We start from the raw sequence: 14,169 nt of genomic DNA on the forward strand, positions 1-14,169 counted from the left end.
GGTTCGGCGGCGCCCCTCAAATCGGTTGGCTACAACGCCGACGGCGGCATCAGTGTCCCCATGACGGCCACGATTAGCAACACGCCGATCCCGAGAGCGAATTCCACGGTCAGGCTGAGGCGCAGCGCGCTCTGCTGCGTCGGGTGGTCGACCTGCCCGATCGAGGCCGTCAAGGCCGGGGTCAGGCGAAACCGGTTGACGGTCGCGAGGCCCAGCATGGCCAGGAACAGCGCGAGTTTGAGCAACAGTAACTGACCCCAGAGCGTCGTCACCAACTGGCTCAGACGCTCCGGGCCGACCAGGAAAAAGGTATTGACCACTCCGGTCACCAGCAGGGTGCCGACAGCGACCGATCCCAGGCCGGCAAACCCCGTCAGGGCCCGGGCCAGGCTCTGGTCCCGGACGTCAGAGCCCGGGGCACGCAGGACCAGGATCAGGAAGGCCGTCAGGGCCCCGATCCACAGCGCCGCCGCGACAGCGTGCAGGGCATCGGCACCGGCATGCCACCATTGGCCCACGCCTTCGGTTGCTGCGCCATGGCCCGTCCAGGCGAAGCTGGCGCAGGCGACCAGTCCGGCCAGGGCGGCCAGTCCCCACCGTCGGCGCGATGGCTTGCCCGTCAGCAGGATGACGACTGCCACAGCGGCGGTCGCGGCACGAACGCCAAAGGCCGGACCCAGGCTGGTCCCGGTCATCATCACCATCAGGGTCGACGGCTTCATCGCCTCGGCGACCGAACCGGTCATCACCGCCGTCTGCGCCACCAGCGCTCCGAGCGCGGTAATGGCCAGGACAGCGGCAGCGACCGCCGTCAGCCCGCGTGGCCAGCCGGGCAGGGTCGGTTCCAGCGACCGACGGCTGTAGAGCATAAACGCCGGCAGGCCGAGCAGGATGGACGCTGACAGATACTGCGCGGCCCGGAGGCCGATGACGGTAACGTCAAGCAGATCAGCGAACGGTAAAGGCATGGTTTCCCGTCATCCGGTGACCGTCGCCGGACGCGATGGCCCAATGAACGGTATAGCGTCCCGTGGTCAGCGGCGCGGACAGGGCGCCGACCAAAGACTTGCCGTCTTCGCTCACGGACGATGCCATAGTCGATCGCGTGCCTGCGGGGCTGACGATCTCGAGGCTGGAAAAGGCGGGAATCAGTCGCTCGCTGAACGTCAGGGTGACGCTGCGCGGGGCAGTCACCGTCGACTCTGCGGCGGGGGTGGCGGCCGTCAGATGCGCATGAGCGCTTGCGGCGGTCGCTGTCAGACTGACAGCCATCACCAAGGCGACGGGCAGAACTCGATCGAAATACATCAGCGTCTCCGTACGCCTCAGTGGCGTCTGTTAAAGTTTACGCGGCGGACCCGGTCTGCCCTCGTGCCGTTCGGTCGGGGAGCCTCACGCGGTTCCGTGCATTTCCCATTAATGACATCAAAGGAGGATTCCGTGAAAGCCAAGCCCTATGTCCGCTTCGCCCTGATGATCGCGACGTCGACCGTGGTCATGTTCGGCCTGATGTATCTAAACACCTACGCGCTCGATCATGCGCGATTCAGCGAGACCCGCCTGTACATGGCCCTGCTGATGGGTGCCACCATGGCGGTGATCATGCTGCTGTTCATGCTCGGCATGTACGCCGACAAGCGGTTGAATGCCGTGATCCTGGGGGCGGCCGTGATCGTCTTCGGCGGATCCCTGTGGCTGGTGCGCAGCCAGAGCACCATCGGCGATGTGGCCTGGATGAAGGCGATGATCCCGCACCATTCGATCGCCATCCTGACCAGCGAACGCGCCCATATTCGCGATCCTCGCGTCCGTCGCCTCGCGGACAATATCATTGAGGCCCAGCGTCGCGAGATCGACGAGATGGAACAACTCATCACTGACCTCGAACGCAACCCGACGCCGGCCGGAGCCCCGGACCTGCCGGCCGGTTCGTCCAAGGCCATACCCGACGGCCAATGAGCCGCCGGGCGGCCAGGGCAGTTAGAGTTTGACCGCCCGCAGTCTCAGGGCGTTGCCGATCACGCTGACCGAAGACAGCGACATGGCCAGGGCCGCGATGGCCGGCGACAGTAGCAGGCCGAAGGTCGGGTACAGAAGGCCGGCAGCGACCGGAATGCCCAGCGTGTTGTAGCCAAAGGCGAACACCAGGTTCTGGCGGATATTGGCCATGACCGCCTTCGACAGGTGCCGGGCCCGCACGATGCCCTGCAGGTCACCACTCAACAGAGTGACGGCGGCGCTCTCGATGGCCACATCGGACCCCGCGCCCATGGCCACGCCGACATCGGCGGCGGCCAGGGCCGGGGCGTCGTTGACCCCGTCGCCGGCCATGGCCACGATCCGGCCCTCGGCGCGCAACTGTTCGACCACGTCCGCCTTGTCCTGGGGCAGAACCTCGGCCCGGACGTCGTCGATCCCCAGCTGTCGGGCCACGGCCTCAGCCGTGGTGCGGTTGTCGCCGGTCATCATCACCAGCCGCAGACCGGCGGCCTTCAGGGCAATGATGGCTTCGGCAGTGGTCGCCTTGACCGGATCGGCGATGCCCAGCACCCCGGCGGCCTTGCCATCGACGGTGACGAAGATGGCGGTGGCCCCGTCGTGACGCAGCGCCTCGGCCCCGGCTTCCAGCGTCGTGACATCAATGTCCAGTTCGCCGAGATACCGGCTGTTGCCCAGCACCACGCGGCGGCCGTCGACCAGGCCGGTGACGCCGCGCCCGACCGGGCTGTCGAACTCACTGGCCTCGGACAGGGTCAGGGAGCGATCCTTGGCCGCCTGAACGATAGCGTCAGCCAGCGGGTGTTCACTGCCCCGCTCCAGACTGGCGGACAGGCGCAACAGCTCGTCTTCGTCGAAGCCGGCCATGGGCTGGATCGCGATGACGGACGGGCGACCCTCGGTCAGGGTCCCGGTCTTGTCGATCACCAGGGTGTCGACCTTCTCGAACCGCTCCAGCGCCTCGGCATTGCGGATCAGCACCCCGGCCTGGGCTCCGCGTCCGACCCCGACCATGATCGAGATCGGCGTGGCCAGACCCAGGGCACAGGGACAGGCGATGATCAGCACCGAGACCGCGGCAATCAGGGCGTAGGTCAGCTGCGGTGACGGGCCGAACAGACCCCAGATTACGGCGGCCAGCACAGCGGTGGCGATCACCGTCGGCACAAACCAGCCCGAGACCGTATCAGCCAGCCGCTGGATCGGGGCCCGGCTGCGCTGGGCCTGGGCCACCATCTGGACGATCCGCGACAGCAGGGTATCCGCCCCCACCTTGTCGGCGCGCATCACAAATGAACCGGTCCGGTTCAAGGACCCGCCGACGACGTTGTCCCCGGATTCCTTGGTCACCGGCATGGATTCACCGGTCACCATCGACTCGTCGATGGACACGCGGCCGTCGAGAATTTCACCATCGACCGGGACCTGTTCGCCGGGCCGGACACGCAGGCGGTCACCGACCACGACGAGGTCCAGGGTGACGTCTTCATCGGTTCCGTCGTCGCGGACGCGCCGCGCGGTCTTGGGTGTGAGATCCAGCAGCGCCCGGATCGCGCCCGAGGTCTTTTCCCGGGCCCGAAGTTCAAGAATCTGGCCGATCAGCACCAACACGGTAATGACGGCGGCTGCCTCGAAATAGACCGGCACGCTGCCGTCCATGCCGCGCACTGCCGCCGGAAACAGGCCTGGGGCCAGCACTGCGACGACGCTGTAGATCCAGGCCGCACCAACCCCGATGGAGATCAGGGTGAACATGTTGAGGTTTCGGCTGCGCAGCGAGGCCCAGCCGCGCTCGAAGAAGGGCCAGCCCGCCCACAACACCACCGGCGTCGCCAGCACGAACTGGATCCAGTTCGACGTCTGGCCGTCAATCCACTGATGGAGGTTGAACAGATGGCTGCCCATCTCAAGGGCGAACACCGGAATGGTGAGCACCAGACCGATCCAGAACCGGCGGGTGAAGTCGATCAGTTCGTGATTGACGGGGGCCTCGGCCGTGACGGTCTCGGGCTCCAGCGCCATGCCGCAGATCGGGCACGACCCGGGCCCTTCCTGACGTATCTGCGGATGCATCGGACAGGTGTAGATCGCGCCGGGGATCGCCGCTTCAGGCTCGGGCCGGTCGCCCAGATAGCGCTCCGGGTCGGCAATGAATTTGGTCCGGCATCCCGCCGAACAGAAAAAATAGTCCTCGTCGTCATGCGCCGCGCGGTACGCGGTGGTCGCGGGATCGACCGACATGCCGCAGACGGGATCCACGGCCTTGGCTGCGGCGTTGTCGGTCTTGCCGGCACAGCAGCTGTGGCCGGTCGAGGCGGGATGGGAGGGCGTGGACATGAGAGTCGTTCCTTGTTCTCGACCGAGCCATATATACCCATGGGGGGTATAGTGCAAGATGCCGACTTGGGGTATATGCGAACGATCAAACCGGGGAATTGGATGCAGACCGAGGCGAAGCCCAAGCTGATCAACCGCCTGAACCGGATCGAGGGGCAGGTGCGCGGGATCGCGCGCATGGTCGAGGAGGACCGCTATTGCGTGGACGTGCTGACCCAGCTCCAGGCGGTGCGAGCGGCCCTGCTGCGCGTCGAAACTGAAGTCCTGAAGGACCACCTCGACCACTGCGTGATGGGCGCGATGACCGGCGACGATCCGGCCGATCGCAAGGCCAAGGCGACAGAGTTGATTGAACTGCTCGGTCGGGCCACCCGCTAGGCCCAAGGCCCGCTCCCTGGCTTCTTCGACCCCGGAACGCGGCAGGTGCCGATCCAGCAAGATATGACCCGAAGACAGGCCGGCTTGGTGGCAGATCGGCACCATCCGGCATGGTTATGGTCAAGCTCGCGCCGGTTACCTTGAACTTCCGGTCGGCCTCCCGGAGTGTGTCGCGGTACGCAGATCGCGACTCCGGTCTGACTAACGCCCTGTCAAATTCAGACGACCAGTGAAGCTGGCTCAGACGATATTTAAAGAGGTGAGACAGTGATGCGCTTTATCAAATCATTCCTGGCTGCGTTGCTCGTAGCGGTACTCGTGGGTGCCGTAGTCGGCTTTGGGGCCATCGAGGGTTGGGGGCGCAAGCGGCTTGTTCCCGCGGGCGAAACCCGGCAGTTCGCCTCGGCCATCGCCGCCCGACTCGACCAGGACTCGAAGGGCAATGCCGCTTTCATTCTGATCGACGGCGGCGTGCCGGTCACCGAGCATTTCGTATCGAGGGGCGCACCCGTTGACCGCGATACGCAGTTCCAGGTTGCCTCGCTCAGCAAATGGGTGACCGCCTGGGGGGTTATGGCTCTGGTCGAACAGGGCCGGATCGATCTCGATGTACCCGTGTCCCGCTACCTCACTCGCTGGCAGCTGCCGGCCGGTGACTTCGACAACGAAAAGGTGACGGTCAGGCGGTTGTTGAGCCATACGGCCGGACTGACCGACGGACTCGGCTATGCCGGTTTCCCGCCAGGGACGCCGGTTCAGTCCCTCGAGGACTCCTTGACCCGGGCTGCCGACGCCTCGCCCGGTGCGGGCGGCTCTGTCCGGGTGGGCATGGAGCCCGGCAGCGGGTTCCAGTACTCCGGCGGGGGCTACACGCTGTTGCAGCTCATCGTCGAGGAAGTGTCCGGATTGACCTTTAATGACTACATGACGCAGACCATTTTCACGCCACTGGGCATGACGCGGTCGACCTATATTCTGGATGAGCCCGCCGCCAACGTCGCTGAATTCTATGATGTCGACGGTTCACCGGCGACGCATTTCCGCTTTGCATCGCTGGCCGCCACATCGCTCTACACGTCAGCGGGCGACATGGCGCGCCTCATCGCCGCCCATACCGGTAGCCCAACCGGTGAGCCGGCGGGACGCGGGGTGTTGAGCCCCGAAACCCTGCAGGCCATGCGCAAGCCGCACGCCGCCCAGATGGGGGCGGACATCTGGGGTCTTGGTGTCATGCTCTATGCGCCAAACAACAACGGCGACTTCATCATCGGCCACGACGGCGACAATGAACCGGCCATCAACACGGCCGTTCGACTGGACCCGGCGACCGGCGATGGTTTCGTGCTCCTGGAAACCGGCAACGATCTTATGGCCACCCGGCTCGGCGGCGAATGGGTGTTCTGGACCTCGGGCAAGGTCGATTTCCTGGCCGTGACCATGGAGTTTCAGCAGACGCTGAAGTGGGTCGCTATCGGGGCCGGCCTGGCGTTCCTGCTGACCTTCATCCTTGTCTGGCGGTTGGCGCGACGCCGAAAATCCGATGCCATTCCGTTGACCTAGGGAAGGGGAGACGGCGACGTCGACTTCTGCCCGAATGGCCGGAAATATCCTCGCCGCCATGGCGGCGAGGCCGGGCCCGGTCTCCTCGCGCCGGTCTCAGCTGGCGGCGCGCGACGACCAGTGGATATGCACGATGCGCCAGCCAGCCGGGGTGAGGCGCAGGACCATGGTCTCGGTCCCGATCCGGTCGATCGCCCGCTCGCGATAGACGCCGGTGGTGCGGTTTTCGCTGCTGATCCAGGCCAGGTCGGGCCCGGACCGGCCGGACCGGCGCGTGCGGACCGCCGGAACCGCCGCGCTGAAGGCGGCGTCTGCGGCCAGGTGGGAGGCCGTGTATTCGGCTTTCGATCGCTCCGCGCCGCCCTCTTCGAAGATCAGAACATCGTCCGACAGCAGGGTCAGCGCCGCCGCTGTGTCACCGTGCTCAAGGGCGGCATGGAAGGCGTCGACCACCGCCGCGGCCGCTACGGCCCCGGCCTCAATGTCATCGCCGGTAGCGGCCGCGGGGGCCGGATCATGCGCGACAATCGCAGCGGCGGCCGGGGTGATGAGCAGGACGAGAGCGGCCGGGATAGCCAGGGCAAGGCGGATCATGAGGGACTCCGGAAAGGTTCAGGCCGCAGCCTAGCGCGAACCGTTGACTTGTCGCTTGCTAAATTTCGCTGGTCTGACGGCCATCCGCCGCTTGCGCCAGTCGTTGGCGGACAGCCGCCCTCAAGGCTAGAAATGCAAACGATCGGGCGGCGTGACCCGCATCACCGAAACCGGTCGCGCCTCGCCTTGGTCGCACGGCCACCAGATCGTCGCCCCCATGGACAGGCCGATCAGGGCCGCCCCCTCCCACGACAGAACGGAGATCATGCCGGACGCGGGATCCGCCTCGGACGGATACACCAGCGGGACGTCCGGCGAATGGACGCCCGCGTGACTGAACCGAACGATCGAATGCATGCGCACGAACTGCGGCGGCACATAGGCGTCCTTGCAGATCTGGGCCCGGTTGATTTCCCGCTTCAACAGGCCGGCACTCACGTGGTCATAGCCCTGCTTCAGACTGGCGAGCACCGACAGCCGGCGGACTTCAGTTTCGGCCAGGATCAGGGGCGGATTTTCCGGCAGCGACGCGACGGCGACCGAGTCGGGCATCACCGATCGGACCCGGTCGTTTTCGCGACGTCTCGAAGCGCGAAGCTCGATGTCAGGCGGGCCACGCCGGGCAGGCGGGACAGCACCGTCGAATGGATCGCTTCGTACGCCTTGGTGTCTGCGCTGGAGACCTTCAACACATAGTCCGAGCCTCCGGTCATCAGATAGCATTCCTCGATTTCGGGGTGGTGTCGCACCGCAGCCTCGAAACGCCTCATGAACTCCTCGGTCTGCTTCTCCAGCGTAACGCTCACCAGGGCGACCAATGGAGTCTCGGGCGCGGCTGCGCCCAGCACGGCCTGATAGCCGCGGATGACGCCGCGGGACTCCAGCAGCCGGATCCGGCGAGAGCAGGCCGAAGGCGAAACGCCGAGGTCGCGCGCGAGATCGACGTTTGATCGTCGTCCGTGACGTTGCAGCATTCGCAGAAGCCGTTGATCGATTTCATCCAGCTTATGGGGACGCATCTGCCATTCACCGGTTGAATCGGTTGGTTTCAGCCCACAATCAGCACTTTTGGTGACGCAAAGCCACCATTCCCCAGCCCAGCACCGGTACATTCTGCGGATTATTTATCCTGAAGTGCGGGAAAGTTGCGTGCCGGGTCGCCCTGCGCGCGACAAGCATGACCCGGCCTGGTGCCGGCTTCAGCGTATCGACATCAAAGACGACGAGGCAAGCATTATGAAGGTCGTGGTTCTGGGCGCGGGCGTAATCGGCGTTACGACGGCCTATTTTCTGGCCAAGGCCGGACATGAGGTCACCGTCATCGAAAGCCGGGAGGCTCCGGGACTGGAAACCAGCTACGCCAATGCGGGGGAAATTTCGCCAGGCTACGCCTCGCCCTGGGCCGCGCCCGGCGTGCCTGCCAAGGCGGCCCGATGGCTGCTCATGCGGCATGCGCCCCTGATCGTTTCGCGGCCGTTCGAACGGGACACGGCGGCCTGGCTCTTTTCGACGCTGATGAACTGCACCCCGGCGCGATACGCGATCAACAAGGCCCGCATGGTGCGCCTAGCCAGCTACAGCCGCGACGTGCTGCAGCAGCTGCGCCAGGATACGGCTATCCACTACGACGAACGCGCCCTGGGAACCCTGCAGCTGTTTCGCACCCAGGCGCAGCTGGACGCCGCCGACAGCGACATCGCTGTCCTTCGCGAATACGACATCCCGTTTGAACTTCTGGATCGAAAGGCCTGCGAGCTGGCCGAGCCGGGCCTGGCGCAATCGCCTGTCGAGATCGCCGGCGGGCTGCGCTTGCCGGATGACGAGACCGGAGACTGCTTCATGTTCACCCAGGCGTTGGCGCGTCTGGCCGAAACTCTCGGTGTTCAGTTCAGGTTCAACACCCGGGTCGATGCCCTGGAGCTCGAGGGTCACGCGGTTCGCCGGATCATGACCAACCACGACCCTGTTGTCGCCGATGCCTTTGTCGTCGCCGCGGGCCATGGCTCACGTCAGCTTGTACGGCAGGTCGGACTGGACCTGCCCGTCGTGCCCGTGAAGGGCTATTCCCTCACCGTCCCCATCAGCGACCCTCAACGTGCGCCGGTTTCCACCGTGTTGGACGAGACCTACAAGGTCGCCATCACCCGCCTTGGTGATCGCATCCGGATAGGCGGGCTGGCCGAGATCGCCGGATACGACCAAAGCCTGAATCCCGGCCGGGCGCGGACCCTGTTGCATTCCTTCTCCAGCCTGTTCCCTGACGCAGGACACGTGGGCGAGGGCGCATTCTGGACGGGCCTGAGGCCGATGACGCCCGACAGCACGCCGATCGTGGGTGGGACCGCGATCGACAACCTCTACGTCAACACGGGCCACGGCACGCTGGGGTGGACCATGGCCTGCGGGTCGGCAAAGCTGCTGTCCGATCTGGTCAGCAATACGGATCCCGACATCGCATTCGCCGACCTGTCCCTGGCAAGGTATTCATCGAACTGACGAGCCTCTCCGGCTCCGGTAGCGCCCGGCTACTGCGGTCGCAGGGCCGTGATCTCGTTGACCCCGTCGTGGACCGAGACGTCGAAGGCGACCCGGTCTCCAACCTTGGCGGTAGCGAGCACAGGGGTGGAGGCGGTGAAGGCCGTGGTCGATGGTGACCGTGCCCGCCTCGGCATCGACAGCGGTGACGCCGGACGGGTTGAGCGGGTTGAGGATCGAGCGTTTCAGGTGAGGGTGGAGCCCCTCGCGACCGGCCGAGGTCCTGTTCGTCACGCCGCGCCCTTGAGCCGGGATCCCGATCAGGCCGTAAGGCCGATCGACTGCCGCATATCCCTCAGATTTTCCACGATTTGGGCCTGGTCCTGCGGGCTCATCGGCGCGGCCCCCGGGTTCAGCAGACTCAGTGAGCGGATGTGAACGCGAAGGGCGTCCGTGTGCCAGACACCGAGCGTTTTCAGTCCTTCGATCATCGTGATCACGCCGCGCGCCACGTCGCCGAGCGCGTCCAGTCTGGCGGCCCCGGCGACCTCGGCGACATTCATCGCCAGGCCGGAAATGGAGTCGGACTTGGCGAAGAGAACGTCGTCACTCTGATCGCACAGGGCCACGATTTCCTGCAATTTTCCGGTGACGAATACGCGAATGGATCCGGCCAGTGCCGTCACACGACTGTCCGCCTCGGCGATCAGTTCGGCCGGCGTAGGGCCGCCCTGCCGCAGGTGGCGCGCCAGACGGTTCTCCGGCGTAAAAATACGGGCGGTTTTCAAAACGGACTCCTAGCCGAACAGGGCACTGATATCGTCCTGCGAGAGGGCGCGGGTTGGATCGGCCACGAGCGCCAGCGCATCAGCCCGACGTTCTGCGCAGTCTTCGGAGAGCGGAACCTGTCGGAAGCGGCGATCAGGCCCATGGTAATTTTCCGCCGCGACAAACTCGCGATCATTGCGGGCGATCCACTCGATCCGGCTGAGAAGGATTGAGGGCGCGATGGGCTTGCGAACCACCATATTGGCCCCGGCGTCGCGGGCCCGGCTGACCATGAATGCGGGTGTAAACCCGTGCAGGATCATGATGGGAGCCGTATAGTTCGGCAACTGATGTTCCGACCGGATATGGCGCACCAGGGACAGGCCGTCCTCGCCGGGCATGTCGAGGTCGATCAGGATCAGGTCGAACCGTTGGGTGACAAGAATGTCCTTGGCCTCGGTGACGTCGCGGCAGGTCTTCATTTCGCGCATGCGAAAGCCCGTCAAAACCTGGGACAGCAACTCCAGCGACTGCGGATTGTCATCCACCAGAAGGGCTTTGGCTCGTTTGAGATCGAGACGCTTTGCAGGTGTCGACATGATCGGGTCAGGAATTCGGGTCGGATTGCCAGGAATCGACGGAGTCCATCAGACTGTCAGCCGCCGCCTGGCCCACGCCTTCACCGGCGAGGGCGGGGCCGTTCAACAGCGGATCGGCGGCGACCGCCTGAAGCGGGTGGGCCGAAAGCAAGTCTCGAAGCTTGGTTAGGCGCTGGCCCGTCAGGTCCTGAAACGCGCATGCCTCGAGAATGGTGAACATCAGTTGCTCAATTCGCGCGAGCGACTCTACGTCACCGGCCCGGGCGGCGGGGAACTTGTCCAGACTTTCCTCGACTGAACAGAGTACAGTATCCGTGGCAGTTTCGATTTCCCGACGGATGTTGGCGATAATCTCGCCTGCCTCGTCTTCGATCATCTCAAATTTCTCCTAGAACAGTAGTGAGTTTTTGCTTCAATACTGCAAGGGTGAAGGGCTTGATGATGTAGTTGTTTACGCCGGCCTGGCGAGCGGCGACGACGTTTTCGGTCTTGGCCTCAGCGGTCACCATGACGAACGGCGTGTTCCGGGTGCGGGGTTCGGCCCGAACAGCCTTGAGAAGTTCGTACCCGGTCATCGGCACCATGTTCCAGTCCGAGAGGATCAGCCCGTACTCATTGTGCTTGATCTTCTCGAGGGCCGAAGGGCCGTCGAGGGCTTCGTCGATATTCTTGAAGCCGAGCTGCTCGAGCAAATTCCTCACGATGCGGATCATCGTTTTGTAGTCGTCGACGACGAGCACATTCATGGATTTGTCGACGGACATTACAGGACTCTCTCTGTGTGGATTGAGCAATATCGAAGAGTAGAGATGGCTAAAAATCTATAATAAAAAGTAACGCTAGTCGAAAAGCGAGCATGTAACGTATTTATACGGCAACTAATGAACGAATGACGTAACAATATAGACCCTGGGTGCAACATAATGGGCTTTGGGTATCGAGAATCGACGTTTATAGTCAGCAGAATTTGAACAATACATAGGTGTCTGGTGGTTTATTCTCATCGTTAATATTTGCTTCACCAAAAACGCCCCTCAATAGCGTTGCCGGTCTGGTCCGGTGATCCCGACGCGAGGGTGGCCCTTGGACGACCTGGTTGCAGATTTTATCGCCGAGACCCGCGAGGGCCTGGAGGCACTCGACAGTGAGCTGGTTCGTTTCGAGCAATCGCCGGATGATCCGAAGACGCTCGGTGGAATCTTCCGCCTGATTCACACGATCAAGGGCACTTGCGGGTTTCTGGGACTGTCCCGACTGCAGAATGTCGCCCACGCCGCCGAAAATGTACTGGGGGCGTTCCGTGACGGTGAACTGGCGGTGACGCCGGCGGCGGTGACGGCTGTTCTCGACACGGTCGACCTGATCCGTTTGATTACGGACGAACTGGCTGCCACCGGCGGCGAGCCTGCCGGCGACGATTCTGCCCTGATTGCCCGAATGGAGGCCTTCCTGGCGGGTGAGTGCGGCCAGACCGAGTTGCCGGCGGCGGAGGCCGATCCGGCTCCGGTTGCGGTTGTCGACGGGCGCAATCTGATCGAGCAACTGGGGGGGGATGCGACGGTCGATGCCGCAGCGGAATCCGTTCTGGTTCGCATGCAGTCCGACGCCCGGTTCGGCTTTCTGGTGGGGCATGCCGATCCTGACCGCCTTCAGGCCGCAATGCGTGACAGTCTTTGCGGCCTGGCCCGCAAGGGGGAGGCCTCTGAAGCCTTCGAACAGGCCCTGGCGGATATCAGCGACGGCCTGGTGACTGGCGAACACGTCATCACAATCTTCGACATGATGGTCGTCGCCATGGGTGAACTCGACGTCGCCGATGCCCCGATCGCGCAACTGCGGACCTTGGCTCTCCGCCCCGTCGACGCCCCGGCCGCGCTCGAAGAAGCGCCGGCGGTGGTGATCGCTCCCGAGGCTGACCAACCGTCGACGATTGATCTCACCCCTTCACTGGTGCCTGCCCCGCCAAACCCGATACCGGACCCCATGCCCACGCCCGCAACCGCATCTGTATCCACCTCTCCGCCTGCCGCAGTCGCGACCAAGCCCGACGGGGAGGGCAGTGGACCGGCCCAGACGATCCGCGTCAGCGTTGATGCGCTGGAGCATCTGATGACGGTGGTCAGTGAGCTGGTTCTGATCCGGAACCAGTTGATCCAGACGCTTCGTCTCGAGCCCGAGAGCGCGTTCGCCGCCCCCCTGAACCGGCTCAACCAGGTCACCAGCGAGTTGCAGGAAGGCGTGATGACCACGCGGATGCAGCCGATCAGTGGAGCCTGGGCCAAGCTGCCCCGCCTGGTTCGCGACCTGGCCCAGGATCTGGGCAAGACCATCGACCTGAGCATGCACGGTCAGGACACCGAGCTGGACCGCCAGGTTCTCGAACTGATCAAGGATCCCCTGACGCACATGATCCGCAACGCCGCGGATCACGGCCTGGAAACTCCGGCGGAACGGCTCGCGGCCGGGAAGCCGGAGACCGGGCGCATCACTCTGCAGGCGCGCCATGAAGGCGGGGCCATCGTCATCGAGATCTCCGACGACGGGCGTGGCCTCCCGGCCGAGAAGTTGCGCGCCAAGGCACTGGCTTCGGGCATTGTGACGCCGGTGCAGGCCGAGCAGATGTCTGACATTGAGGCCCGTCAGCTGATCTTCCTGCCCGGGCTGTCGACCGCCTCCGAAGTCACGTCCGTTTCCGGACGCGGTGTCGGTATGGATGTGGTCCGGACCAATATCGAGAAGATCGGCGGGGCCATCGAGCTGACGTCGGTCGAGGGCGGCGGCACCTGCTTCACCATCCGCATTCCGCTGACCCTGACCATTGTATCGGCCCTGATCGTCGAATGTTGCGGCGAACGGTTCGCGATGCCCCAGTCAAGCCTGGTCGAGCTGGTCAGCGCCGGCCGGCCGCTGGAGCTCGAGGGCGGCTATTCCCGCGACATCGAACGGCTGCTGGAGGCCCGGGGCCATACCGTCCGCCCGTCCTCGACCATGGGCAGCACCCAGTCGATCCTGATCGACGACGACCGCTTCCTCGGGGCCGCCGACACCCGCCGACCTGACGCGCTCGCGCTTGGGGTGCACTGAATCGCCCTGAAGGAGTCCCTGGGGTCCGCGCCAGTGTCTCCAACCTCGGGGACATGAGTTCGCACCTGATCAGACAGTATCGCCCACGGTCAGAACGCCGCAGCTTACCGCGGGCAGGTCGAACCGTGGCGCGGCCAAATTCAATCAGCAGGAGATATTTGCGCGCTCCGGGCGAGAAGGGCAGGGGGCTTGAATGTCTTGATGTCCCCACCCGCAGGTGTTCGCAAGCTTCCGGCCGGGCGTGGAACGCCCCCGAAACACGTCTGGGCAGAACGCGATCTCTCATCAGAGTACTGTCTTGAAAAAACTGAGAATTGCCCGATGAAGTGATGCGATCCACGGGCCATTGGCGCGGTCGAAAACTCACAGAACAATC

Annotated in this window: 16 protein-coding genes; 5 read left to right on the forward strand and 11 right to left on the reverse strand. The window is 64.3% G+C overall.

Annotation, left to right across the window (positions count from 1 at the left end; genetic code table 11):
* Positions 1-29: 29 nt before the first annotated feature.
* Positions 30-968, reverse strand: coding sequence for a copper homeostasis membrane protein CopD (copD, locus tag AAC067_RS12745; RefSeq protein WP_339933090.1), 939 nt, complete (start codon positions 966-968; stop codon positions 30-32).
* Complete coding sequence (gene copC / locus AAC067_RS12750) at positions 949-1,308, reverse strand: copper homeostasis periplasmic binding protein CopC (protein WP_339933092.1); 360 nt, start codon at positions 1,306-1,308, stop codon at positions 949-951. The genes copD and copC overlap by 20 nt, the downstream gene beginning before the upstream one ends.
* 132 nt (positions 1,309-1,440) lie before the next feature.
* On the opposite strand from copC, the gene AAC067_RS12755 reads away from it, so the two are divergent.
* On the forward strand, positions 1,441-1,959 hold the full coding sequence (locus AAC067_RS12755) for a DUF305 domain-containing protein (protein ID WP_339933094.1): 519 nt from the start codon (positions 1,441-1,443) through the stop codon (positions 1,957-1,959).
* A gap of 21 nt (positions 1,960-1,980) precedes the next feature.
* Here AAC067_RS12755 and AAC067_RS12760 read toward each other — a convergent pair whose 3' ends face one another.
* Positions 1,981-4,335 carry a heavy metal translocating P-type ATPase gene (locus tag AAC067_RS12760; RefSeq protein ID WP_339933096.1) on the reverse strand — a complete coding sequence of 785 codons (2,355 nt, stop codon included), beginning with the start codon at positions 4,333-4,335 and terminating at the stop codon, positions 1,981-1,983.
* Between the two features lie 102 nt (positions 4,336-4,437).
* Here AAC067_RS12760 and AAC067_RS12765 point away from each other — a divergent pair, with 102 nt between their 5' ends.
* Both AAC067_RS12765 and AAC067_RS12770 read left to right on the forward strand, forming a co-directional pair.
* On the forward strand, positions 4,438-4,713 hold the full coding sequence (locus AAC067_RS12765) for a metal-sensitive transcriptional regulator (protein WP_339933098.1): 276 nt from the start codon (positions 4,438-4,440) through the stop codon (positions 4,711-4,713).
* Positions 4,714-4,983: 270 nt separating this feature from the next.
* Positions 4,984-6,273: a serine hydrolase domain-containing protein gene (locus tag AAC067_RS12770; RefSeq protein ID WP_339933100.1), complete on the forward strand. Its 1,290-nt coding sequence runs from the start codon at positions 4,984-4,986 to the stop codon at positions 6,271-6,273.
* A 96-nt stretch (positions 6,274-6,369) separates the two neighbouring features.
* On the opposite strand, the gene AAC067_RS12775 is transcribed toward AAC067_RS12770, so the two are convergent.
* The 3 genes from AAC067_RS12775 to AAC067_RS12785 form a co-directional block, all read right to left on the reverse strand.
* The gene (locus AAC067_RS12775; RefSeq protein ID WP_339933102.1) at positions 6,370-6,867 is read right to left on the reverse strand and encodes a nuclear transport factor 2 family protein; all 498 of its coding nucleotides are present in this window, start codon (positions 6,865-6,867) and stop codon (positions 6,370-6,372) included.
* Between the two features lie 126 nt (positions 6,868-6,993).
* Complete coding sequence (locus tag AAC067_RS12780; protein ID WP_339933104.1) at positions 6,994-7,419, reverse strand: GreA/GreB family elongation factor; 426 nt, start codon at positions 7,417-7,419, stop codon at positions 6,994-6,996.
* On the reverse strand, positions 7,419-7,886 hold the full coding sequence (locus AAC067_RS12785; protein WP_339933106.1) for an Lrp/AsnC family transcriptional regulator: 468 nt from the start codon (positions 7,884-7,886) through the stop codon (positions 7,419-7,421). Before AAC067_RS12785 ends, AAC067_RS12780 begins: the two co-directional genes overlap by 1 nt.
* Positions 7,887-8,103: 217 nt before the next feature.
* Between AAC067_RS12785 and AAC067_RS12790 the strand changes: the two genes are divergently transcribed.
* A complete protein-coding gene (locus tag AAC067_RS12790; RefSeq protein WP_339933207.1) occupies positions 8,104-9,363 on the forward strand; it encodes a D-amino acid dehydrogenase in 1,260 nt (419 codons plus the stop codon).
* A gap of 29 nt (positions 9,364-9,392) precedes the next feature.
* Here AAC067_RS12790 and AAC067_RS12795 read toward each other — a convergent pair whose 3' ends face one another.
* The 5 genes from AAC067_RS12795 to AAC067_RS12815 form a co-directional block, all read right to left on the reverse strand.
* On the reverse strand, positions 9,393-9,539 hold the full coding sequence (locus tag AAC067_RS12795) for a hypothetical protein (protein ID WP_339933108.1): 147 nt from the start codon (positions 9,537-9,539) through the stop codon (positions 9,393-9,395).
* Positions 9,540-9,662: 123 nt separating this feature from the next.
* Complete coding sequence (locus tag AAC067_RS12800; RefSeq protein ID WP_339933110.1) at positions 9,663-10,130, reverse strand: hypothetical protein; 468 nt, start codon at positions 10,128-10,130, stop codon at positions 9,663-9,665.
* Positions 10,131-10,139: 9 nt separating this feature from the next.
* Positions 10,140-10,709, reverse strand: a complete 570-nt coding sequence (locus tag AAC067_RS12805; protein WP_339933112.1) for a response regulator — start codon at positions 10,707-10,709, stop codon at positions 10,140-10,142.
* Between the two features lie 7 nt (positions 10,710-10,716).
* Positions 10,717-11,085 (reverse strand): hypothetical protein, encoded by a 369-nt coding sequence (locus AAC067_RS12810; RefSeq protein WP_339933114.1) that lies wholly within the window; start codon positions 11,083-11,085, stop codon positions 10,717-10,719.
* Between the two features lies 1 nt (position 11,086).
* Positions 11,087-11,473, reverse strand: a complete 387-nt coding sequence (locus tag AAC067_RS12815; RefSeq protein ID WP_339933116.1) for a response regulator — start codon at positions 11,471-11,473, stop codon at positions 11,087-11,089.
* A 319-nt stretch (positions 11,474-11,792) separates the two neighbouring features.
* On the opposite strand from AAC067_RS12815, the gene AAC067_RS12820 reads away from it, so the two are divergent.
* A complete protein-coding gene (locus tag AAC067_RS12820; RefSeq protein WP_339933118.1) occupies positions 11,793-13,793 on the forward strand; it encodes an ATP-binding protein in 2,001 nt (666 codons plus the stop codon).
* Positions 13,794-14,169: the final 376 nt, after the last annotated feature.

Source organism: uncultured Brevundimonas sp. (genome assembly GCF_963977465.1).
Lineage (GTDB): Bacteria > Pseudomonadota > Alphaproteobacteria > Caulobacterales > Caulobacteraceae > Brevundimonas.

Coding starts and splice junctions, on each gene's coding strand:
- copD (WP_339933090.1), bottom strand. CDS start 968: ATGCCTTTACCGTTCGCTGATCTGCTTGACGTTACCGTCATCGGCCTC.
- copC (WP_339933092.1), bottom strand. CDS start 1,308: ATGTATTTCGATCGAGTTCTGCCCGTCGCCTTGGTGATGGCTGTCAGT.
- AAC067_RS12760 (WP_339933096.1), bottom strand. CDS start 4,335: ATGTCCACGCCCTCCCATCCCGCCTCGACCGGCCACAGCTGCTGTGCC.
- AAC067_RS12765 (WP_339933098.1), top strand. CDS start 4,438: ATGCAGACCGAGGCGAAGCCCAAGCTGATCAACCGCCTGAACCGGATC.
- AAC067_RS12770 (WP_339933100.1), top strand. CDS start 4,984: ATGCGCTTTATCAAATCATTCCTGGCTGCGTTGCTCGTAGCGGTACTC.
- AAC067_RS12775 (WP_339933102.1), bottom strand. CDS start 6,867: ATGATCCGCCTTGCCCTGGCTATCCCGGCCGCTCTCGTCCTGCTCATC.
- AAC067_RS12780 (WP_339933104.1), bottom strand. CDS start 7,419: ATGCCCGACTCGGTCGCCGTCGCGTCGCTGCCGGAAAATCCGCCCCTG.
- AAC067_RS12785 (WP_339933106.1), bottom strand. CDS start 7,886: ATGCGTCCCCATAAGCTGGATGAAATCGATCAACGGCTTCTGCGAATG.
- AAC067_RS12790 (WP_339933207.1), top strand. CDS start 8,104: ATGAAGGTCGTGGTTCTGGGCGCGGGCGTAATCGGCGTTACGACGGCC.
- AAC067_RS12795 (WP_339933108.1), bottom strand. CDS start 9,539: ATGCCGAGGCGGGCACGGTCACCATCGACCACGGCCTTCACCGCCTCC.
- AAC067_RS12805 (WP_339933112.1), bottom strand. CDS start 10,709: ATGTCGACACCTGCAAAGCGTCTCGATCTCAAACGAGCCAAAGCCCTT.
- AAC067_RS12810 (WP_339933114.1), bottom strand. CDS start 11,085: ATGATCGAAGACGAGGCAGGCGAGATTATCGCCAACATCCGTCGGGAA.
- AAC067_RS12815 (WP_339933116.1), bottom strand. CDS start 11,473: ATGTCCGTCGACAAATCCATGAATGTGCTCGTCGTCGACGACTACAAA.